Raw genomic sequence first — 15,333 nt, 5'->3', positions numbered from 1 at the left:
ACACGGACAAGGAGACGCCATGAGCTCGCAGCACGCCGAGACGGCCACCGCGGCCGCACCCACCGAGACCCGGGCGCTCCCTTCGGTCCGCGACATGGCGCACGAGCGGTGCGACGCCTGCGGGCACCGCGCCTACGTGCTCGTCATGACCTCCGCGGGTCCGCTCGCGTTCTGCGCGCACCACTTCCAGCGGGCTGACGACGCCGGCGGGGGCATCGGGCCGGTCATCCTCGACGTCCGCCACCAGCTCACGCCAACCAACCGCGGCAAGGACTGACTCGCTCGCTGACTGATCCCTCTCGCGCGGCGACGTAGTCTCGGGCGCATGATCAATCTGCCCTTCGAGGGACGCACGCCCGAGATTCACGAGAGCGCCTGGATCGCACCGAGCGCCGCCCTGATCGGCAAGGTGCGCATCGATGCCGACGCGAGCGTGTGGTTCGGCGCGGTGCTGCGCGGCGACATCGACGAGATCGTGCTCGGCGCCGGGTCGAACATCCAGGACAACGCGGTGCTGCACACCGAGCTGGGCTCGCCGGCCGTCATCGGCGCGGGCGTCAGCGTCGGCCACGGCGCCGTCGTGCACGGGTGCACCGTCGAGGACGGGTGCCTCATCGGGATGAACGCGACCGTCCTGACCGGCGCGGTCGTCGGCCGCGACTCCCTGATCGCGGCCGGGTCCGTCGTGCTCGAGGGCGCGACGATCCCCCCGCGCTCGCTGGTGGCGGGGATCCCCGGCAAGGTGCGCCGCGAGCTCACTGACGAGGAGATCGACGGCATGCACGGGAACTCGGCGCGGTACGTGACCCGCGCCAGGGCCTACGGCCCGCAGGCCTAGCCCCGAGCAGCACCGAGTGTTGGCGTTCTGCTCTCCCGCGCGCGGGTGTGGAGGATCTGCTGGTCCACCGCCCGGTCAGGGAACCGAACGCACACACGCGCGCCGGTGAGAGCAGAAGGCCCACACTCGCGCCGGCCCGCTAGAGCGCCGTGAAGCTCTCGAGCCCGGCGAGCGTGAGCGCCTCCGCGCCGACGTCCGGGCACTCGGCCTGCGTCATCTCGTCGAGCTCGGTCCCGCTCGGGACGGCGCCCTGCGACTCGTACCAGGTGTAGAGGTTCACGGTCAGGTTCGCCATGACGCCGACCTCCGAGCCGATCGCACGCAGGTCGGGCAGCTCGCCGGTGAGGTACTCGCACAGCGCGGCGGCCGACACCTCCGAGCCCTCGGCCGGAGCGACGTCGTCGTCGGGGGCCGCGGCGCTGGCCTCGGTCTCGGTCTCAGCGCTGGTCTCGGTCTCGGCCTCGGCCGGGGTCTCGACGGCCGCGGCGGAGGACGAGTCGCCGTCGGGATCCGCCCCCGAGCACGCGGCGACGCACACCGCGACGACGCAGCCGAGCACCCACACTGTCCGATTCGCCCCGTTGTGTCGCACGGCGCCATCCTGGCACCGGCGCGCCCCAAAGGCGAGCGAACAAGCGCGATCCACGCACCCCGGCACAGCACTCAGCTCGCGAACGACGCCCGGATCTCGAGGTGGCGCAGCAGGAAGGCGCCCTCGTCGAGCCGCTTGCGCCGCAGCCAGCCGGTGACCTCGGCGTTGCACTTGCTCGCGTTGCACGAGCCGCAGGCCGGCGCGACGTTCTCAAGCGTGTACCGCCCGCCCCGGGAGATCGGCAGCACGCAGTCGCGCTGCAGCGGCTTCCCGACCGCGCCGCAGTACGCGCACCCGCCCCACGCCGCCTTGAGCGCGGCCCACTGCTCGTCCGTGAGGTCGTGATCGACGCCGTCCATCCGGCGCTTGCGCTTGCGGGCGGCCCGCGCGCTGCGACTTCGGTTAACCACCACCGGACCAGCCTAGGCACCGCGACCCCGGCCACGCGCACGCCCCGCCGGGGAGCCCGCAATTGCCACTATCGGGCTATTGCGTGCGGACGCACGCAGGGCCAGGGTGAAAGCGCGTCCTGAGGTGATAGGCCACAAAGGTGTGACTATCGAAGGAAAAGTGACCGACCATGTCGCATGTCCTGCCGAACGCGTTGAATTACGCACCAGCAGTCACCGATCCCCTCCGATCGAATCTGATCCTCGGGGCCGTGGGACTCCTCGTGCTCCTCGGGCTCCTCAGCGTGCTGGCCCATCGCTTCATCATGCAGTCCAAGGCCGACGCCGGTGCCGAGGCCGGCATGACTCGGCCGGTCCTGGCCGTGCTGCTGGTCGGAACGGTGCTGATTCTCGCGGCCGCTTCCCTTTCGTTCAAGGATACCGACACCCGCAATCTTCTGGTCGGCGGGGTGATTTCTTTGAGCTCCGGCGTGGTCGCCTTTTACTTCGCCTCGAGCAGCGCGACAGAGGCGCGTCGCGACCTTCTCACTGCGACGGGCGGAGGCGTCTCGGCCCCGGACGTGGTGGGCAAGACCCTGCAGGAGGCACAGGTGATCATCAGCGGATCTTCGGTGGCCCTGAAGCTGCCCGATCCGCCACCTGCCGCTGGGGCGACCGTGAAGTCGCAGGATCCGGCCGCCGGCACGCTCGTTCGGCAGGGCAGCACTCTGCACCTGACGTTCTAGCTGCCTGATCGCACAGTCGCGAACTCCCGTCACACGTCGACGATGACCGTCGCCGTGATCGCCGCGCCCTGCGCACGCGCGTGGGCGATCACCGTCGTGACGTCGGCGAGCGAGCCCTCGACCAGCACGTGCTGACCCGCGGACGCGTCGCCCGACCACCGGACGTCCGCCGCGGCCGGCGGGGCGAACGCGACGCCGTCGGGCATCCGGACGACGCCCGCGGCGCGGACCGCGGGGTCGTCGGCGGCGCGCACCCGGACCGAATGGATCACCGACAGCCGCTCGACCGTCCGCACAAGCAGCTGCTGGCGCCGCGGGGTGGCGCGGAACGTGACCGCGATCGTGCCGACGTCGCCGTCGACGGCGCCCGTCGTGAGGGACTCGAAGCTCACCCCGCGCGTCGAGAACACGCCGGTCAGCGCGGTGAGCGTGCCGGGCCGGTCGGCGCCGCGCACGAGCACGACCCAGCTCTCTCCCGTCCTCACGTCGCGACTCCCGCCCGGCCGAGACCCCACGGCACGAGCATCTCGTCGATCCGGTCGCGGCAGCGCAGCACGCGCGCGGCCTCGTCGGGCGCAGGCTCGTCGAGCAGCACCCGGGTCCAACCCTCGGGTCCGAGCACGACCGGCGCGCCGAGCACGCCGGCGAGCGGGCGCCCGCCGACGGTCGCCTCGCCGTCGAGCACGACCTGGCCGGCGACGACGATCTCGCGGCCGTCGAGCAGGGTGTCGACCAGGTCGACGGTCGCGCTCGCCGTCGCGGTCGCGGTCTTGGCGCCGCTCTGGTGCGTCATCCACGGGCGCGCGACGACCCGCAGGTCCGGCGGCCAGGTGTCGATGAGGTCGAAGGCGGCCCCGATGTCGTCGGCGGCCAGCGCGAGCAGGCGGCGCTGCGCGTCGGCGATCTCGGCGCCGAACGTCTCGAACGAGCGACCGCGCCGCAGCCCCTCGACCGCGTCGCGCCGCTCGGCGAGGTCCAGCCCGCTGATCCGCACGGTCGACCACAGCGGCACGAGGTCCGCGCCGTGCTGGCCGACGACGAACCCGCCGATGCGATGGCGCCGGAGCCCGAGCGACACCGCAATCTCGCTGCGGAACCGGAGCGTGTCCAGCCACGCGCCCATCCCGATGACCCGGTGCCGCCCGAGCGCGTTCGCCAGCACCGCGACCCCGAGCTCGACCGGGTTCGACACCACGACGACGACCTCGTGCCCCGACCCGTGCTCGGCGAGCGCCCGCGCGTACGACTCGAAGACGGCGTAGTTGTCGGCCGCGAGCTGCGCCCGGTCGGTCGACCCGCCCGCGGTCGCGGGCGCGGTCCGCCCGGCCGCCATGACGACGACGTCGGCCACCACGTCGCGCGGCGAGAGCGCGACGTCGATGAGCGGGGCGTGCTCGTCGTACGCGTCGACGAGGTCGGCGCGCAGGCCGTAGGTCGCGCGCTCCGACGCCCCGCCCGGGCGCCCGACCAGCTGCAGGCGCGACGACGTCGGCAGCACCCGCCGCTCGATGAGCTGCGTGCACACCTGTCGGCCGACGTCGCCCGTCGCGCCCAGCACCGCTACGTCCATGCGGGTGACCGTACGGGGGGCGTGTGTCGTGAGTGTTGCGTGCGCCGCCTGCCGCGCGCCGCCGGGCGAGCGGTCCTAGCGTGGGTGGGGCGGCTGTGCACCGTCGAGCTGTGCACCGTCGATCTGTGCACCGTCGATCTGTGAACTGACCTGAGGGGGAACGAGTCATGAGCGCGACACCGTTGCGGGGCCTGGCCACCGTCAGCTTCTGGGCGACCGACGTCGCGGCCGCCGCACGGTGGTACGCCGAGCTGCTGGGCGTCGAGCCCTACTTCCGCATGCCGCCGGCGCCCGCTCCCCCCGCGTACCTGGAGTTCCGCATCGGCGACCACGAGCACGAGCTCGGCATCATCGACCGGAGCTACGCGCCGCCGGGAGCGCCGGCCGAGCCCGGGGGCGCGGTCGTGTACTGGCACGTGGACGACCTGCCCGGCACGCTGGCACGGGTGCTGGCGATGGGGGCGACCACCTACCAGGAGCCGATGGACCGGTCCGAGGGGTTCGTCACGGCGGCCGTCGTCGACCCCTTCGGGAACGTCCTCGGGCTGATGCACAACCCGCACTACGTCGAGATGACCGCGCGCACGAGGTAGGTCCGCGCGCGCTCTGGACACATATGCGGCATTTGCGTACTGTCCGAGGAGGACTTGTATAGAGCCGTATACGCAAGCTCTCACGAGCGACGCCGGGACGTGCAGGTCCGATTCTCAACGCTGAGGAGACGGTCATGATCGCGTCGACGGCGCAGCTCGCCCGGCACGGCCAGGCGCACGGCTACGCCGTCGCCGCCATCAACATCCTGGACGACCTGAGCCTGCGCGCGGTCGTCGCCGCGGCCGCCGAGCTCTCGTCCCCGGTCATCGTCCAGGTCTCGGTCAAGACCGTCCGCTCGATCGGGGTGGACCTGCTCACCGCGATGTTCCGCGCGGCAGCCGCCGGCGCTCCCGTCCCGGTCGCGCTGCACCTCGACCACTGCCCGGACCGCCAGGTGATCGCCGACGTCGTCGCCGCCGGCTGGTCGTCGGTGCTCTTCGACGCGTCGGACCGGGACCTTGCCCAGGCCGAGGCCGAGACCGCCGAGGTGGTCGCGCTCGCGCACGGCGCCGGCGTCGACGTCGAGTCCGAGATCGAGAACATCATCGGGGTCGAGGACGGCGTGGGCTCGGACGTGTCCCTGCACGGCTACTCCGTCGAGGTGCTCGCCGACGTCGCCGAGCGCACGGGCGTCGACCTGCTCGCGCCCCAGCTCGGCACAGCGCACGGCGAGTACCGCAAGGCCCCGGTCCTGCTCCCCGACCGCGTCCGCGAGCTCGCGAAGCTGAGCGAGCGACCGATCGTGCTGCACGGCGGGACCGGCCTGGCCGAGTCCGACTTCCGGGCCTTCATCGACGCCGGGGTCGCCAAGATCAACATCTCCACCGGGCTGAAGCTCGCCTACATGCACTCCGCCCAGGAGCACCTCGCCCGGGCCGAGGCGAGCGGCAAGTGGGACCCGCCGTCGATGTTCGCGGACATCAGCCGGGCCGTGCGGGCCGAGGCGGCGAAGCACCTCGAGATGTTCGGCTCCGCGGGCCGGGCCGACGCCGCGGCGGTGGCGCGATGAGCCCGGCGCTCATCTTCGACTGCGACGGCGTGCTCGCCGACACCGAGCGGTACGGCCACCTGCCCGCCTTCAACGAGACGTTCGCCGAGGTCGGCCTGCCCGTGCGGTGGTCCGACGCCGACTACGCCCGGTACGTGCAGATCGGCGGCGGCAAGGAACGGATGGCGAGCCTGCTCACCCCGGAGCTCGTCGCCGCGGCCGGCCTGCCCACCGACCCAGGCGAGCAGGCGGCGATGGTCGCCGACTGGCACCGCCGCAAGACGGCGAGGTACACCGCCAAGGTCGCCGCCGGCGCGATGCCCGCCCGGCCCGGGATCGCCCGGATCGTCGAGGAGGCGGCCGACGCCGGCTGGACGCTCGCCGTCGCCTCGACGTCGGCCGAGCCGGCCGTGCGCGCCGTGCTCGAGCACGTCGTCGGCGCCGATCGGGCCCGCGACTTCGCCGTGTTCGCGGGCGACGTCGTCGCGCACAAGAAGCCCGCTCCTGACATCTACCTCCTCACGCTCGGCGGGATCGGCGCCCGGGCCGCCGACGTCGTCGTCGTCGAGGACAGCGCGAACGGGCTCCGGGCCGCGCGGGCCGCGGGCCTGACCACCGTCGTGACCGTGAGCACCTACACCGTCGCCGAGGACTTCACCGGCGCCGCCCTCGTCGTCAGCTCCCTCGGCGACCCGGACGAGAAGGCGCAGGTCATCGACGACCCGCACCGCCTCGGCATCGGTCCCGAGGTGACCCTGGCCGACCTCGCCCGGCTGCTTCACCTGGACCGGCCACGCCCGGCCCCGCCCACGCGCCCGACCCCATCGGCTGTCCCCACCCCACCAAGGAGTCACCCCCATGCCCGCTGAGGTTGCCGACGTCGATTTCGTGGCGCACGTCATCACGCAGACCGTGGTGGACAACGAGAAGTACTTCGGCGACCTCGACTCGGTGGTCGGCGACGGCGACTTCGGGTACTCGCTCGCGCGCGGGTTCGAGATCGTGCTCGAGCAGTGGGACACCCTCGACCGCGCCGACAGCGGGACGCTGCTGCAGAAGATCGCCATGATCATCAGCGCCCGGATCGGCGGGACCTCCGGGCCGATCTGGGGCACCGCCTTCCTGCGGGCGGCCATGGCCGCGAAGAAGGCGGACGTGCTCGACGGCGCGGCCGTCGTCGGCCTGCTGCGCAGCTCGATCGACGGCATCAAGGCGCGCGGCGGCGCCGAGGTCGGCGAGAAGACGCTGCTCGACGCGCTCGTGCCGATGACGGATGCGATCGAGGAGCTCGTCGCGCGCGGCGCCCCCACCCAGGAGATCTTCGACGCCGCGGCCGCCACCGCGCGCCGCGCCGCCGACGCGACGAGCGCGCTGCAGGCCCGCCGAGGCCGCGCGAGCTACACCGGCGAGCGCAGCATCGGCTCCCCCGACGCCGGCGCGGTCGCCGTCGCCGTCCTCGCCGAGCAGGTCGCGGCCCGGTGGCCCGAGCGGGCCGCGGTGCGCGCCTCGTAGAACCTTCTCGTTCGACCCCGCAGTTTCCGTCCCGCAGTTCGATCCCGCAGTTCCGTCCCCAACACACCGTCGTGGAGGCAGTCGTGAAGAAGTTCGTGAACGACCCCAAGCAGTACGTCCCCGAGATGCTCAAGGGCATCGCGCTGGCGAACCCGGACACCCTGCGGTACGTGCCCGCGTACAACCTGATCATGCGGGCCGACGCGCCGCGCCAGGACAAGGTCTCGATCATCCAGGGGTCCGGCTCGGGTCACGAGCCCGCCCACGTGATGACCGTCGGCAAGGGCATGCTCGACGGCGCCTGTCCCGGGGACGTCTTCGCGGCGCCGCCCATGGACTACGTGTACGAGACGGTCAAGCTGCTCGCCTCCGACAAGGGCGTGCTGCTCCTCGTGAACAACTACACGGGCGACAAGATGGCGTTCGACATGGCCCAGGAGCTCAGCGAGGCCGACGGCATCAACGTCAAGACCCTCTTCATCAACGACGACGTCGCGGTGGAGGACTCGACGTGGACCGTCGGCCGGCGCGGCGTCGCGGGCAACTTCTTCGTCATGAAGGCGGTCGGCGCGGCGGCCGAGGCCGGCGCGGACCTCGACGAGGTGATCCGGGTCGGCGAGAAGGTCAACTCCGTGACCCGGACGATGGGCATCGCCCTGACGGCGTGCACGCCGCCGGCAAAGGGCTCCCCGCTGTTCGAGCTCGGCGACGACGAGGTCGAGATGGGCGTCGGCATCCACGGCGAGCCTGGCCGCCGGCGCGCGAAGCTCACCTCCGCGGACGAGATCGTCGACGAGCTGCTCAGCGCCGTCGTCGGCGACCTGCCCTACGCGGCGGGCGACAAGGTCGCGCTCATGATCAACGGCCTGGGCGGCACCCCGATCAGCGAGCTGTACCTGCTGTACGGCAGCGCGCACGAGAAGCTCGCGGCGATGGGCATCGAGGTCACGCGCAGCTACGTCGGCGAGTACTGCACCTCGCTCGAGATGGCCGGGGCGTCGCTGACCCTCGTCCGGCTCGACGACGAGATCGACGCGCTGCTCGCCGCCCCGGCGGAGGTCGCCTACCGGGTCTTCTAGCGGGTCGGGCAGAGGCGGTGACCGGGTCAGGAGGCGGCCCGGGTCCGTGCCGATGCGCCCGACTCTGCTAATTTCCCTGACTCCACCAGATTCGTGCCGGCTACGGGGATGAGCAAACGCGTGAGGTCCGACGAGGCGGTTCCGGCGGTCGAGGCGCTCGAGCGCGACTCGGCCGTCCCGCTCTACGCGCAGCTCGAGGAGATCCTGCGCGCGCAGATCGCGGCCGGGCAGTGGCAGGCGAACCAGCGCGTGCCGTCGGAGAACGAGCTCAACAAGCTGTACGGGCTGAGCCGGATGACCGCCCGCGGGGTCCTGACGACCCTCGTGAACGACGGGCTGCTGTTCCGCGTGCCGGGCAAGGGCACCTTCCTCGCCCCGACCAAGATCAGCGCGGTCTCCCCCGCGTACCGGGGCGTGCGCGAGCAGCTCGAGGCGATGGGCTACGAGACCCGCACGACGGTGCTCGGCGTGAGCCTCGAGAGACCGGCGTCCACGGTCCGCGACCGGCTCCGGCTCGACCCCAACCAGGCGGTCTACGCGATCCACCGGCTCCGCTCGGTCCAGGACGAGCCGATCAGCCTGCACCACTCGTTCGTCCCCGCGGCGCTGGCCCCGGGCCTCGATGCCCACGACACGGGCGCCGAGCAGCTGTGCGTCGTCCTGGAGAAGCACTACGGGCTCGAGATGAAACGGGTCGAGGAGAACCTCGAGGCGTCGTCGGCGACGGCGGCGGAGGCGGGACTGCTCGCGATGCGTGCGCACCAGCCCGTGCTGCAGCTCGAGGACACCATCGCCGACGGGACGGGCCGGGTCTTCGAGTACTCCCGGATCATCTTCCGGGGCGACAAGATCCGGCTTCGGTTCGACTACGACTTGTAGGTTGCGGGCGCCGGACCTCGCGGCGTGTGTCGATCGGAGCCTGACTCGATCGTCATCTGGGTGTCAGTATCGACAACACAGCCCGGAAGGAACGCACCATGCGCTACTCGCTCCTGCTCCACTACCCCGAGATGTCCGCCGAGGACCTCGGTCCCGAAACACTCGCCGAGGGCATGAAGGCGTTTGACGACTACGCCAAGGCGCTCGACGCCGCGGGTGTGCTCGCCTCGGCCGAGGTGCTCATGCCGTCTGCGGCCACGACGACGATCAGCCTCGCGACCGGCGAGCTCGTCGTCCAGGACGGCCCGTTCGCCGACACCAAGGAGCAGCTCGGCGGCACGTTCGTCATCGACGTCGCCGACCTGGATGCCGCCCTCGCCTGGGCGGGGAAGGCGCCGTCGGCGCACTACGGGCACATCGAGATCCGCCCGACGGCGACGCGCTTCGTCGACGGCGCGTGGACGGGCGGCCCACAGCTCTGATGCCCGCAGACGCCGAGTCCGTCCGCGCCGTCGCCGAGCGCGCGGCGCGGATGGGCTACGGCCGGCTCGTCGCGCTGCTCGCCGCCTCCACGCGGGACGTCGCCCTCGCCGAGGACGTGCTCGCGGATGCCTTCGAGCGTGCGCTCGCAACGTGGCCGAGGTCCGGCATCCCCGACAATCCCGAAGGGTGGCTGCTCACCGTGGCCCGCAATCGCCTGCGCGACGTCATCGGTTCCGCCGCCCGCCGCACCTCAGCGCCCCTGTCCCCCGACCTCGACGTGGTCGACGCGCTCGACGTCACCGCCCTCGCCGAGAACGCCAACGCGATCGGCGACAAGCGCCTCGAGCTGCTCTTCGTGTGCGCGCACCCAGCGATCGACGCCCGCATCCGCACGCCGCTCATGCTCCAGACGGTGCTCGGCTTCGATGCCGCGCGGATCGCCCAGGCCTTCGACGTCGAGCCCGCCGCCATGGCCCAGCGACTGGTCCGAGCGAAGCGCCGCATTCGCGACGCCGGCATCCCCTTCGTCGTGCCGACGCGCGCCGACATGCCAGCCCGGCTTCCCTCGGTGCTCGAGGCGATCTACGGGGCCTACGCGATCGACTGGCTCTCGCAGGGCGACGACGTGCGGCAGTCGACGGCCGACGAGGCCCGCTGGCTCGCCGTGCTCACGGCATCGCTGCTCCAGACCGAGCCTGAGGCCTGGGGCCTCGCGGCGCTGCTCACCTTGGCGCAATCCAGGGCGCCAGCGCGCGTCGGCGACCCGTGGCCGCGCCTCGACGATCAGGATCCAGCGCTGTGGTCGCAGGAGCTCATCCGCGAGGGCGAGGCGCTGCTCAAGCGCGCCGCGTCGTTCGTGATGCCGCTGGGCCGGTTCCAGCTCGAAGCCGCCATCCAGTCGGTGCACTGCGACCGGGCGCGCACGGGCCAGGTCGACGCCGATGCGCTCGTCACGCTGTACCGGGGGCTGGTCGTGGTCGCCCCGACTCGAGGGGCTGAGGAGGGCCTGGCCGCTGCACTGGCGCGGTCCGCGAGGTGAGAAGGCAGCGTCTGTCCAACGCCGCTTATCACCAACTAACTCGCGGATACTTCGGCGGTTGACAAGGGTTCCTGCGAGGGAGTTCCACAAGGTTGGCGCCCGACAAGGTGACCCCGTCGCCGCCCCGCCGGACGAGATCATGCTCATCGATCTTCGCCGTCGGCGGCACGAGCGCTTCTGTCGGTGGGGGAACCTATGCTGCGGGAGACGAACAAGGAGCAGATGTGAACGTGGTGGATCGGCAGACTCAACTGCGCCGATGGGTCATGCCATCGAGCGAGTTCGAGAAGGACAAGCAAGACCGCGCGCTGCGGATGGTCAAGAGCGCAGTCGAGGCGTGGCCGGCGTTCAAGGGCGTTTCGTACACCATCTACGCCAAGGGGTCGTACGCGAACAACACGAACGTCCGTCTCGATAGCGACGTGGACATCGCGGTACAGAACCGCGAGTGCCTCTACTACGACTACCACGCCTGCGAGAGGGCATCGGGAGAGGTGACCTCGCCCTATGCGGGCGAGTGGACACCAAGTCGCTGGCGTGCCGAGATTCTCGCTGCTCTAAAGAGCAAATTCCCGGGCGAGGTATCCGGATCGGGCACGGTGGCGATAACCATCGACGAACACGACGGGACCCGACCCGACATCGACGTGGTGCCGAGCTTCGCCTTCGTCCGCTATGACTCTTCGGACAAATCGTCGCGGCACGACGGGAGCAAGGTCTTTCCCCTCTCAGGAATGTCTATTGTTAATTACCCCGACCAGCAACTCGAACGGGGTGCCGCCAAGAATGGGCGAACCAATGGTCGATATAAGAAGTTCGTTCGGGCATTGAAGAGCGCCGAGAATCAGTTGGTCGCGGACGGCACTATTAGTGATCTCCCCTCGTACTTCATGGAGTGCTTGGTCTGGAACGTGCCCGACCGCACCCTATTAAGCGGAGAGGACCTTAGCGCAGGCTTCCAGTCCGTTCTCGTCTGGCTCTGGGACCATGTGAAGGAAGAGACCTATGTGCGGACTGACTGGGAAGAGCCCAACGGTCTGAAGTACCTGTTCCACGGCGGGTCCAAGTGGACACCGGCGGACGCACGTGGGCTCGTGCTCGCCACTTGGCAATACCTGGACTACTGATGGCAAAGGATCAAGCACGGCTGGTTCGCATTGTTGCTGTTGGCGTCAGCACGGCCTGGGGTATGGTGCTCCACCTGAGTGGCGTCACCGTAGGAAGTTCGATGCAGCGTTTGCTCGCCTACGTCCCGTCGGTTCTAGTCCTGCTCACGGTCGCCTTCGATCTGTGGGTGTGGAAGTGGCCGGGTATACACATGCTCGTGGGCCGCCCCCGGGTGGACGGGACCTGGAGGACAACGATCCGACCACACAAGAATAGTCGGATCCCCAAGAACGGGAACCGTGGCCCGATCACGAGCGCTGTGGTCATTGAGCAAACCTTTTGGACGGTGACTGCCCGGCTTCTGACGGCAGAAAGCTCGTCGATGTCTGAGGTTGCGTCAATGCGCGCCCACGGAGATAGTCGCGAACAGTGTCTGCTCACATACACGTACCGGAACGAGCCGAAGCAACAGCATCGGCCCCGGAGTTCTCCACACCGGGGGGCCTGCGAATTCACGGTTGTCGGAAGGCTCCCCAAGACTTTGTCTGGCACGTACTGGACAGACCGGTTCACGGTGGGCGACATGGACCTGGTTCTGGTCGACCGTAGAAAGGACCGTAATTCACTGGCCGGCCTGCCGCCCACTCCTTGACCGCAGCACGCCACTCGGGCACAGGCCGAAGCACCCAGTACGGCCGCGCGCAGTCCGTGTCGATGCCGAAGATCGAGTAGCGGTCGCGCTCGTCGGCACGAGCGCGGACAATGGCGGCCAGGTTCGACGACATGCCGCCATGGCGGACAGCGAGCACGGCGATCGCGGCCCCGATATGCCCGGCGCCGGCCGACATGAGCGTGATCGCAGCGTGTGGGGCATGAAGATCGGTCGAGTCCCCGTCACATTGAAGTGGCAGGGATCGACGCCGAACCACCCCCACTGGGGTCGAGGCGCCATCCGGCGTCACTGCCGGGAACCGTGAACGGAGATGGTGTGTCTAGCGACGAAGAGCTCAAGATCACCGTGCTGAATCTCAACGGAACTTTGACCCTGGAGGAGGTAGAAGACCTTCGGGAGCGCATCGCAGCACATCCTGCCGTTGCGGCTCAGGCTCGATGGGCCAATCTTCAACAGACGATTGGAATTGTCTTTGGGAACGCGGCCGAACTCAAGGACTACATCGCTCGGAGGGAAGCGACAGCGGAACCTCTCGGGCGGGACAGTGTTGAAGCGCAGATCTTCAATATGAACGTGCTGCGCCTTCTTATGAATTTCGTGAGTTCAGCTATGACACTGGTGGACCACACTCGCAATCTGCTCAGAAAATACGAGGGTGGCTCGTTCTGGTCAGAGTATGAGAGCAAGAAGGCCAAGATGGTCGAAGCGCCCGTCGTCGTGTATGTGAAGACGTTGCGGAACTACATGCTTCATCGGGGAAATCCGGTGGTAGCTTCGGCGTTCAGCCAAGATGTTGTCGGCCGCACGTTGAGCGTGGTAGTCGACTCCAAAGATGTTCTGGCATGGGAAAAGTGTCCGGCGGGCGCAAAGCCGTATCTCGCGGACCACCCTGTGGTACCACTTCGCCAAGCGATCGGGGAATACGAAAAGCTCATTGAAAACCTTTACCGGTGGGTGCTCGATCAGTACGGCACGTTGCATGGCGCCGAAGTGGACGAGGTCAACGACCTAATCCGTCGCAGAGAAGCCGCATATAGCGCCTCAGGAGAGTTCACTCTTGACCCCGACAATGGTCAGTCAATATCGATGACTCACTAGACTTCGGCCGCGTCGCGCCCAGCGTGGGAACGAACCATCACTCCGCCTTTCGTCAGAACCCGGAACCCGGAACCACCGTCAGCCAGACCACCAAGTGCAGCATTCTTTCGGGACCGGGCGTGCCTGTGACAGCGGCAGATGCGGAGGAGCGTAGCCGCCCTCAACGCCATACGACCGGGCCCCGAAATGCCGCCATGGATAGCGGCTTGGATCGGAACGGGAGCATCGAAAGCGGCGTCGTCCTTCCGTACGAGTTGCAGGAGCTCGTTCGATGGCATCCGTCAGCTCCCCGAGGGTGCTAGGTACCGGGCGCCCAATGCCACGATAGTGGCGACTCGACCATGCGTTCCGTCCTGGCACCGATGAAGCCGTGATAGTAAATCGCAGGTGGTGGACCGAGCCACTGACGGTCAGTCGAACCGGATCTCCGAGGCGACGGCCTCGACGGTTGTCTCGTGAGCACGGCGCCGGGCAGTTGCTGCGTCGAGGGCCAACTTCTCTGCGACCGCGGCCTCGGACTCAGATTGGTTCGATGCCAACACGACTTGCTTGAGCGTGCCGACGTGGTGGTCGCGCACCTCTTCGACCGTCGTGCCGTTCAGCACGAGGCAATCCCCAACGACGCGGGCAATGCCCTTCCTGTGCATTGTTGACCACGAAGACGGGTTGTCCCAGTGATACACGAGGAACTGCCCCTCGCGGAACGATGGTGCGCGTGACAACTTGATCGGAACGGCGTACAGCGCCGATCCAGGTGTGCCGTCATTGCGCGGCTGGCCAACTCCGGCAGCGTCTACTCCGAGAATGCTCAGTGGTTCAGTCATGATCGGAGGGTTGCATGAGGGTATGACATCGCGAACCGAGACTTGTGGAAGTTGGTCCACTTCTTGCTGACACCCCCTGCAGGGAACGACTGCCGAGTCGCGCCGGGGGGTCGTCGACCGTCGTCGACACGGCGCAACGAGGAGCCCAGGTCTCCACTTCTTGCCCCCAATCGCCCAACGACGGAACGGCGTGGTCGTTTGTTGGGTTTCGCATAGTGCCACCTATGTGGCGGCCCGGCGGGGACGCAGCGTGATGCCCGACCGAGTCCAGCCCGCGTTCGTCCCGATGCGCGCGGCAGTTGCAGCAATCCGGACCACAGCGCGGAATTCCGTCGACCACGGATCTGCCGACACCCATCCCACGGACCAGAGCGCCCGCTCAGGGCGCGCGGTGCCCCGTCCACGCAACGCCGTCCCAGTACTGCTGGCCAGCCCCCAGAGGCGACGGGTACCACCCTGGCGGCGGACCCGACACGGGAACCTGGCCCGCGTAGCCCTGTGCCGCCTGCGGGAACTGCTGCGCCACCAGCACGTTGACCACCGGCATCTGCCCCACGACCGAATGGGCTTGGCATGCCATCACCAGCGCCGCGATCCACCCGATCAGGCTCCACCCGAGGAGCAGGTTGACCAGGCCGATGGCCGCCTGGTTGGACCGCCCGCGTGACGCGGCAATCGCCCAAGGAAGCATGTAGCCAAGGGTGAGGACCGTGCTCGCCCAGGCGATCACGAGGACGGCGCCGGAGGCCGGGCGCTGGTCGGTCGCGAGCCAATAGCCCGACGCCGGTGCCTGCTGGGCCGGCCACGCCGGCTGGTGCGGAACGACCGCCGGCATCGACCGGCGCGCGTCGTACGGATCGATCTCGCTCATCTCCGGATCCTATGGCTGGAGGCGCGCCTTCCGGCGCGCAATCACCGAGCG

The 15,333-nt window shown here is 69.2% G+C and carries 20 protein-coding genes; 14 read left to right on the top strand and 6 right to left on the bottom strand.

Annotation, left to right across the window (positions count from 1 at the left end):
- Positions 1-19 precede the first annotated feature (19 nt).
- Positions 20-277: a DUF7455 domain-containing protein gene (locus tag J4E96_RS08455; RefSeq protein ID WP_227425310.1), complete on the top strand. Its 258-nt coding sequence runs from the start codon at positions 20-22 to the stop codon at positions 275-277.
- Between the two features lie 48 nt (positions 278-325).
- A complete protein-coding gene (locus J4E96_RS08450; protein WP_227425309.1) occupies positions 326-838 on the top strand; it encodes a gamma carbonic anhydrase family protein in 513 nt (170 codons plus the stop codon).
- A 139-nt stretch (positions 839-977) separates the two neighbouring features.
- Here the strand turns inward: J4E96_RS08450 and J4E96_RS08445 are convergent, their stop codons facing one another.
- A complete protein-coding gene (locus J4E96_RS08445; protein WP_227425308.1) occupies positions 978-1,430 on the bottom strand; it encodes a hypothetical protein in 453 nt (150 codons plus the stop codon).
- A gap of 71 nt (positions 1,431-1,501) precedes the next feature.
- Positions 1,502-1,843, bottom strand: coding sequence for an HNH endonuclease (locus tag J4E96_RS08440; protein WP_227425307.1), 342 nt, complete (start codon positions 1,841-1,843; stop codon positions 1,502-1,504).
- 167 nt (positions 1,844-2,010) lie between these two features.
- On the opposite strand from J4E96_RS08440, the gene J4E96_RS08435 reads away from it, so the two are divergent.
- Positions 2,011-2,565: a PASTA domain-containing protein gene (locus tag J4E96_RS08435; RefSeq protein WP_227425306.1), complete on the top strand. Its 555-nt coding sequence runs from the start codon at positions 2,011-2,013 to the stop codon at positions 2,563-2,565.
- A gap of 29 nt (positions 2,566-2,594) precedes the next feature.
- On the opposite strand, the gene J4E96_RS08430 is transcribed toward J4E96_RS08435, so the two are convergent.
- Positions 2,595-3,050, bottom strand: coding sequence for an ACT domain-containing protein (locus J4E96_RS08430; RefSeq protein WP_227425305.1), 456 nt, complete (start codon positions 3,048-3,050; stop codon positions 2,595-2,597).
- The gene (locus J4E96_RS08425) at positions 3,047-4,135 is read right to left on the bottom strand and encodes a lactate/malate family dehydrogenase (RefSeq protein WP_227425304.1); all 1,089 of its coding nucleotides are present in this window, start codon (positions 4,133-4,135) and stop codon (positions 3,047-3,049) included. Before J4E96_RS08425 ends, J4E96_RS08430 begins: the two co-directional genes overlap by 4 nt.
- 167 nt (positions 4,136-4,302) lie before the next feature.
- Between J4E96_RS08425 and J4E96_RS08420 the strand changes: the two genes are divergently transcribed.
- The 11 genes from J4E96_RS08420 (at position 4,303) to J4E96_RS08370 (ending at position 13,587) form a co-directional block, all read left to right on the top strand.
- Positions 4,303-4,728 carry a VOC family protein gene (locus J4E96_RS08420; RefSeq protein ID WP_227425303.1) on the top strand — a complete coding sequence of 142 codons (426 nt, stop codon included), beginning with the start codon at positions 4,303-4,305 and terminating at the stop codon, positions 4,726-4,728.
- A gap of 134 nt (positions 4,729-4,862) precedes the next feature.
- On the top strand, positions 4,863-5,738 hold the full coding sequence (locus J4E96_RS08415; protein WP_227425302.1) for a class II fructose-bisphosphate aldolase: 876 nt from the start codon (positions 4,863-4,865) through the stop codon (positions 5,736-5,738).
- On the top strand, positions 5,735-6,586 hold the full coding sequence (locus J4E96_RS08410; protein ID WP_227425301.1) for an HAD-IA family hydrolase: 852 nt from the start codon (positions 5,735-5,737) through the stop codon (positions 6,584-6,586). The genes J4E96_RS08415 and J4E96_RS08410 overlap by 4 nt, the downstream gene beginning before the upstream one ends.
- Complete coding sequence (gene dhaL / locus J4E96_RS08405; RefSeq protein ID WP_227425300.1) at positions 6,576-7,229, top strand: dihydroxyacetone kinase subunit DhaL; 654 nt, start codon at positions 6,576-6,578, stop codon at positions 7,227-7,229. Before J4E96_RS08410 ends, dhaL begins: the two co-directional genes overlap by 11 nt.
- 83 nt (positions 7,230-7,312) lie before the next feature.
- Positions 7,313-8,308, top strand: a complete 996-nt coding sequence (dhaK, locus tag J4E96_RS08400) for a dihydroxyacetone kinase subunit DhaK (protein ID WP_227425299.1) — start codon at positions 7,313-7,315, stop codon at positions 8,306-8,308.
- A 120-nt stretch (positions 8,309-8,428) separates the two neighbouring features.
- Positions 8,429-9,187: a GntR family transcriptional regulator gene (locus tag J4E96_RS08395; protein WP_227425298.1), complete on the top strand. Its 759-nt coding sequence runs from the start codon at positions 8,429-8,431 to the stop codon at positions 9,185-9,187.
- 98 nt (positions 9,188-9,285) lie between these two features.
- The gene (locus J4E96_RS08390; RefSeq protein WP_227425297.1) at positions 9,286-9,669 is read left to right on the top strand and encodes a YciI family protein; all 384 of its coding nucleotides are present in this window, start codon (positions 9,286-9,288) and stop codon (positions 9,667-9,669) included.
- Positions 9,669-10,709 (top strand): RNA polymerase sigma factor, encoded by a 1,041-nt coding sequence (locus tag J4E96_RS08385; RefSeq protein ID WP_227425296.1) that lies wholly within the window; start codon positions 9,669-9,671, stop codon positions 10,707-10,709. Before J4E96_RS08390 ends, J4E96_RS08385 begins: the two co-directional genes overlap by 1 nt.
- Before the next feature lie 224 nt (positions 10,710-10,933).
- On the top strand, positions 10,934-11,836 hold the full coding sequence (locus J4E96_RS08380) for a nucleotidyltransferase family protein (protein WP_227425295.1): 903 nt from the start codon (positions 10,934-10,936) through the stop codon (positions 11,834-11,836).
- Positions 11,836-12,468 carry a Cap15 family cyclic dinucleotide receptor domain-containing protein gene (locus J4E96_RS20390; protein ID WP_227425294.1) on the top strand — a complete coding sequence of 211 codons (633 nt, stop codon included), beginning with the start codon at positions 11,836-11,838 and terminating at the stop codon, positions 12,466-12,468. The genes J4E96_RS08380 and J4E96_RS20390 overlap by 1 nt, the downstream gene beginning before the upstream one ends.
- 336 nt (positions 12,469-12,804) lie before the next feature.
- Positions 12,805-13,587, top strand: coding sequence for a hypothetical protein (locus J4E96_RS08370; protein WP_227425293.1), 783 nt, complete (start codon positions 12,805-12,807; stop codon positions 13,585-13,587).
- A gap of 410 nt (positions 13,588-13,997) precedes the next feature.
- Here the strand turns inward: J4E96_RS08370 and J4E96_RS08365 are convergent, their stop codons facing one another.
- The gene (locus tag J4E96_RS08365; protein WP_227425292.1) at positions 13,998-14,411 is read right to left on the bottom strand and encodes a hypothetical protein; all 414 of its coding nucleotides are present in this window, start codon (positions 14,409-14,411) and stop codon (positions 13,998-14,000) included.
- A 379-nt stretch (positions 14,412-14,790) separates the two neighbouring features.
- Positions 14,791-15,282: a superinfection immunity protein gene (locus J4E96_RS08360; RefSeq protein WP_227425291.1), complete on the bottom strand. Its 492-nt coding sequence runs from the start codon at positions 15,280-15,282 to the stop codon at positions 14,791-14,793.
- Between the last annotated feature and the right edge of the window lie 51 nt (positions 15,283-15,333).

This window comes from Pengzhenrongella sicca, assembly GCF_017569225.1.
Taxonomy (GTDB): Bacteria; Actinomycetota; Actinomycetes; order Actinomycetales; family Cellulomonadaceae; genus Pengzhenrongella; species Pengzhenrongella sicca.
The sequence above is the reverse complement of the archived record's forward strand: the minus strand, read 5'-3'. Positions and strand labels throughout refer to the sequence as shown.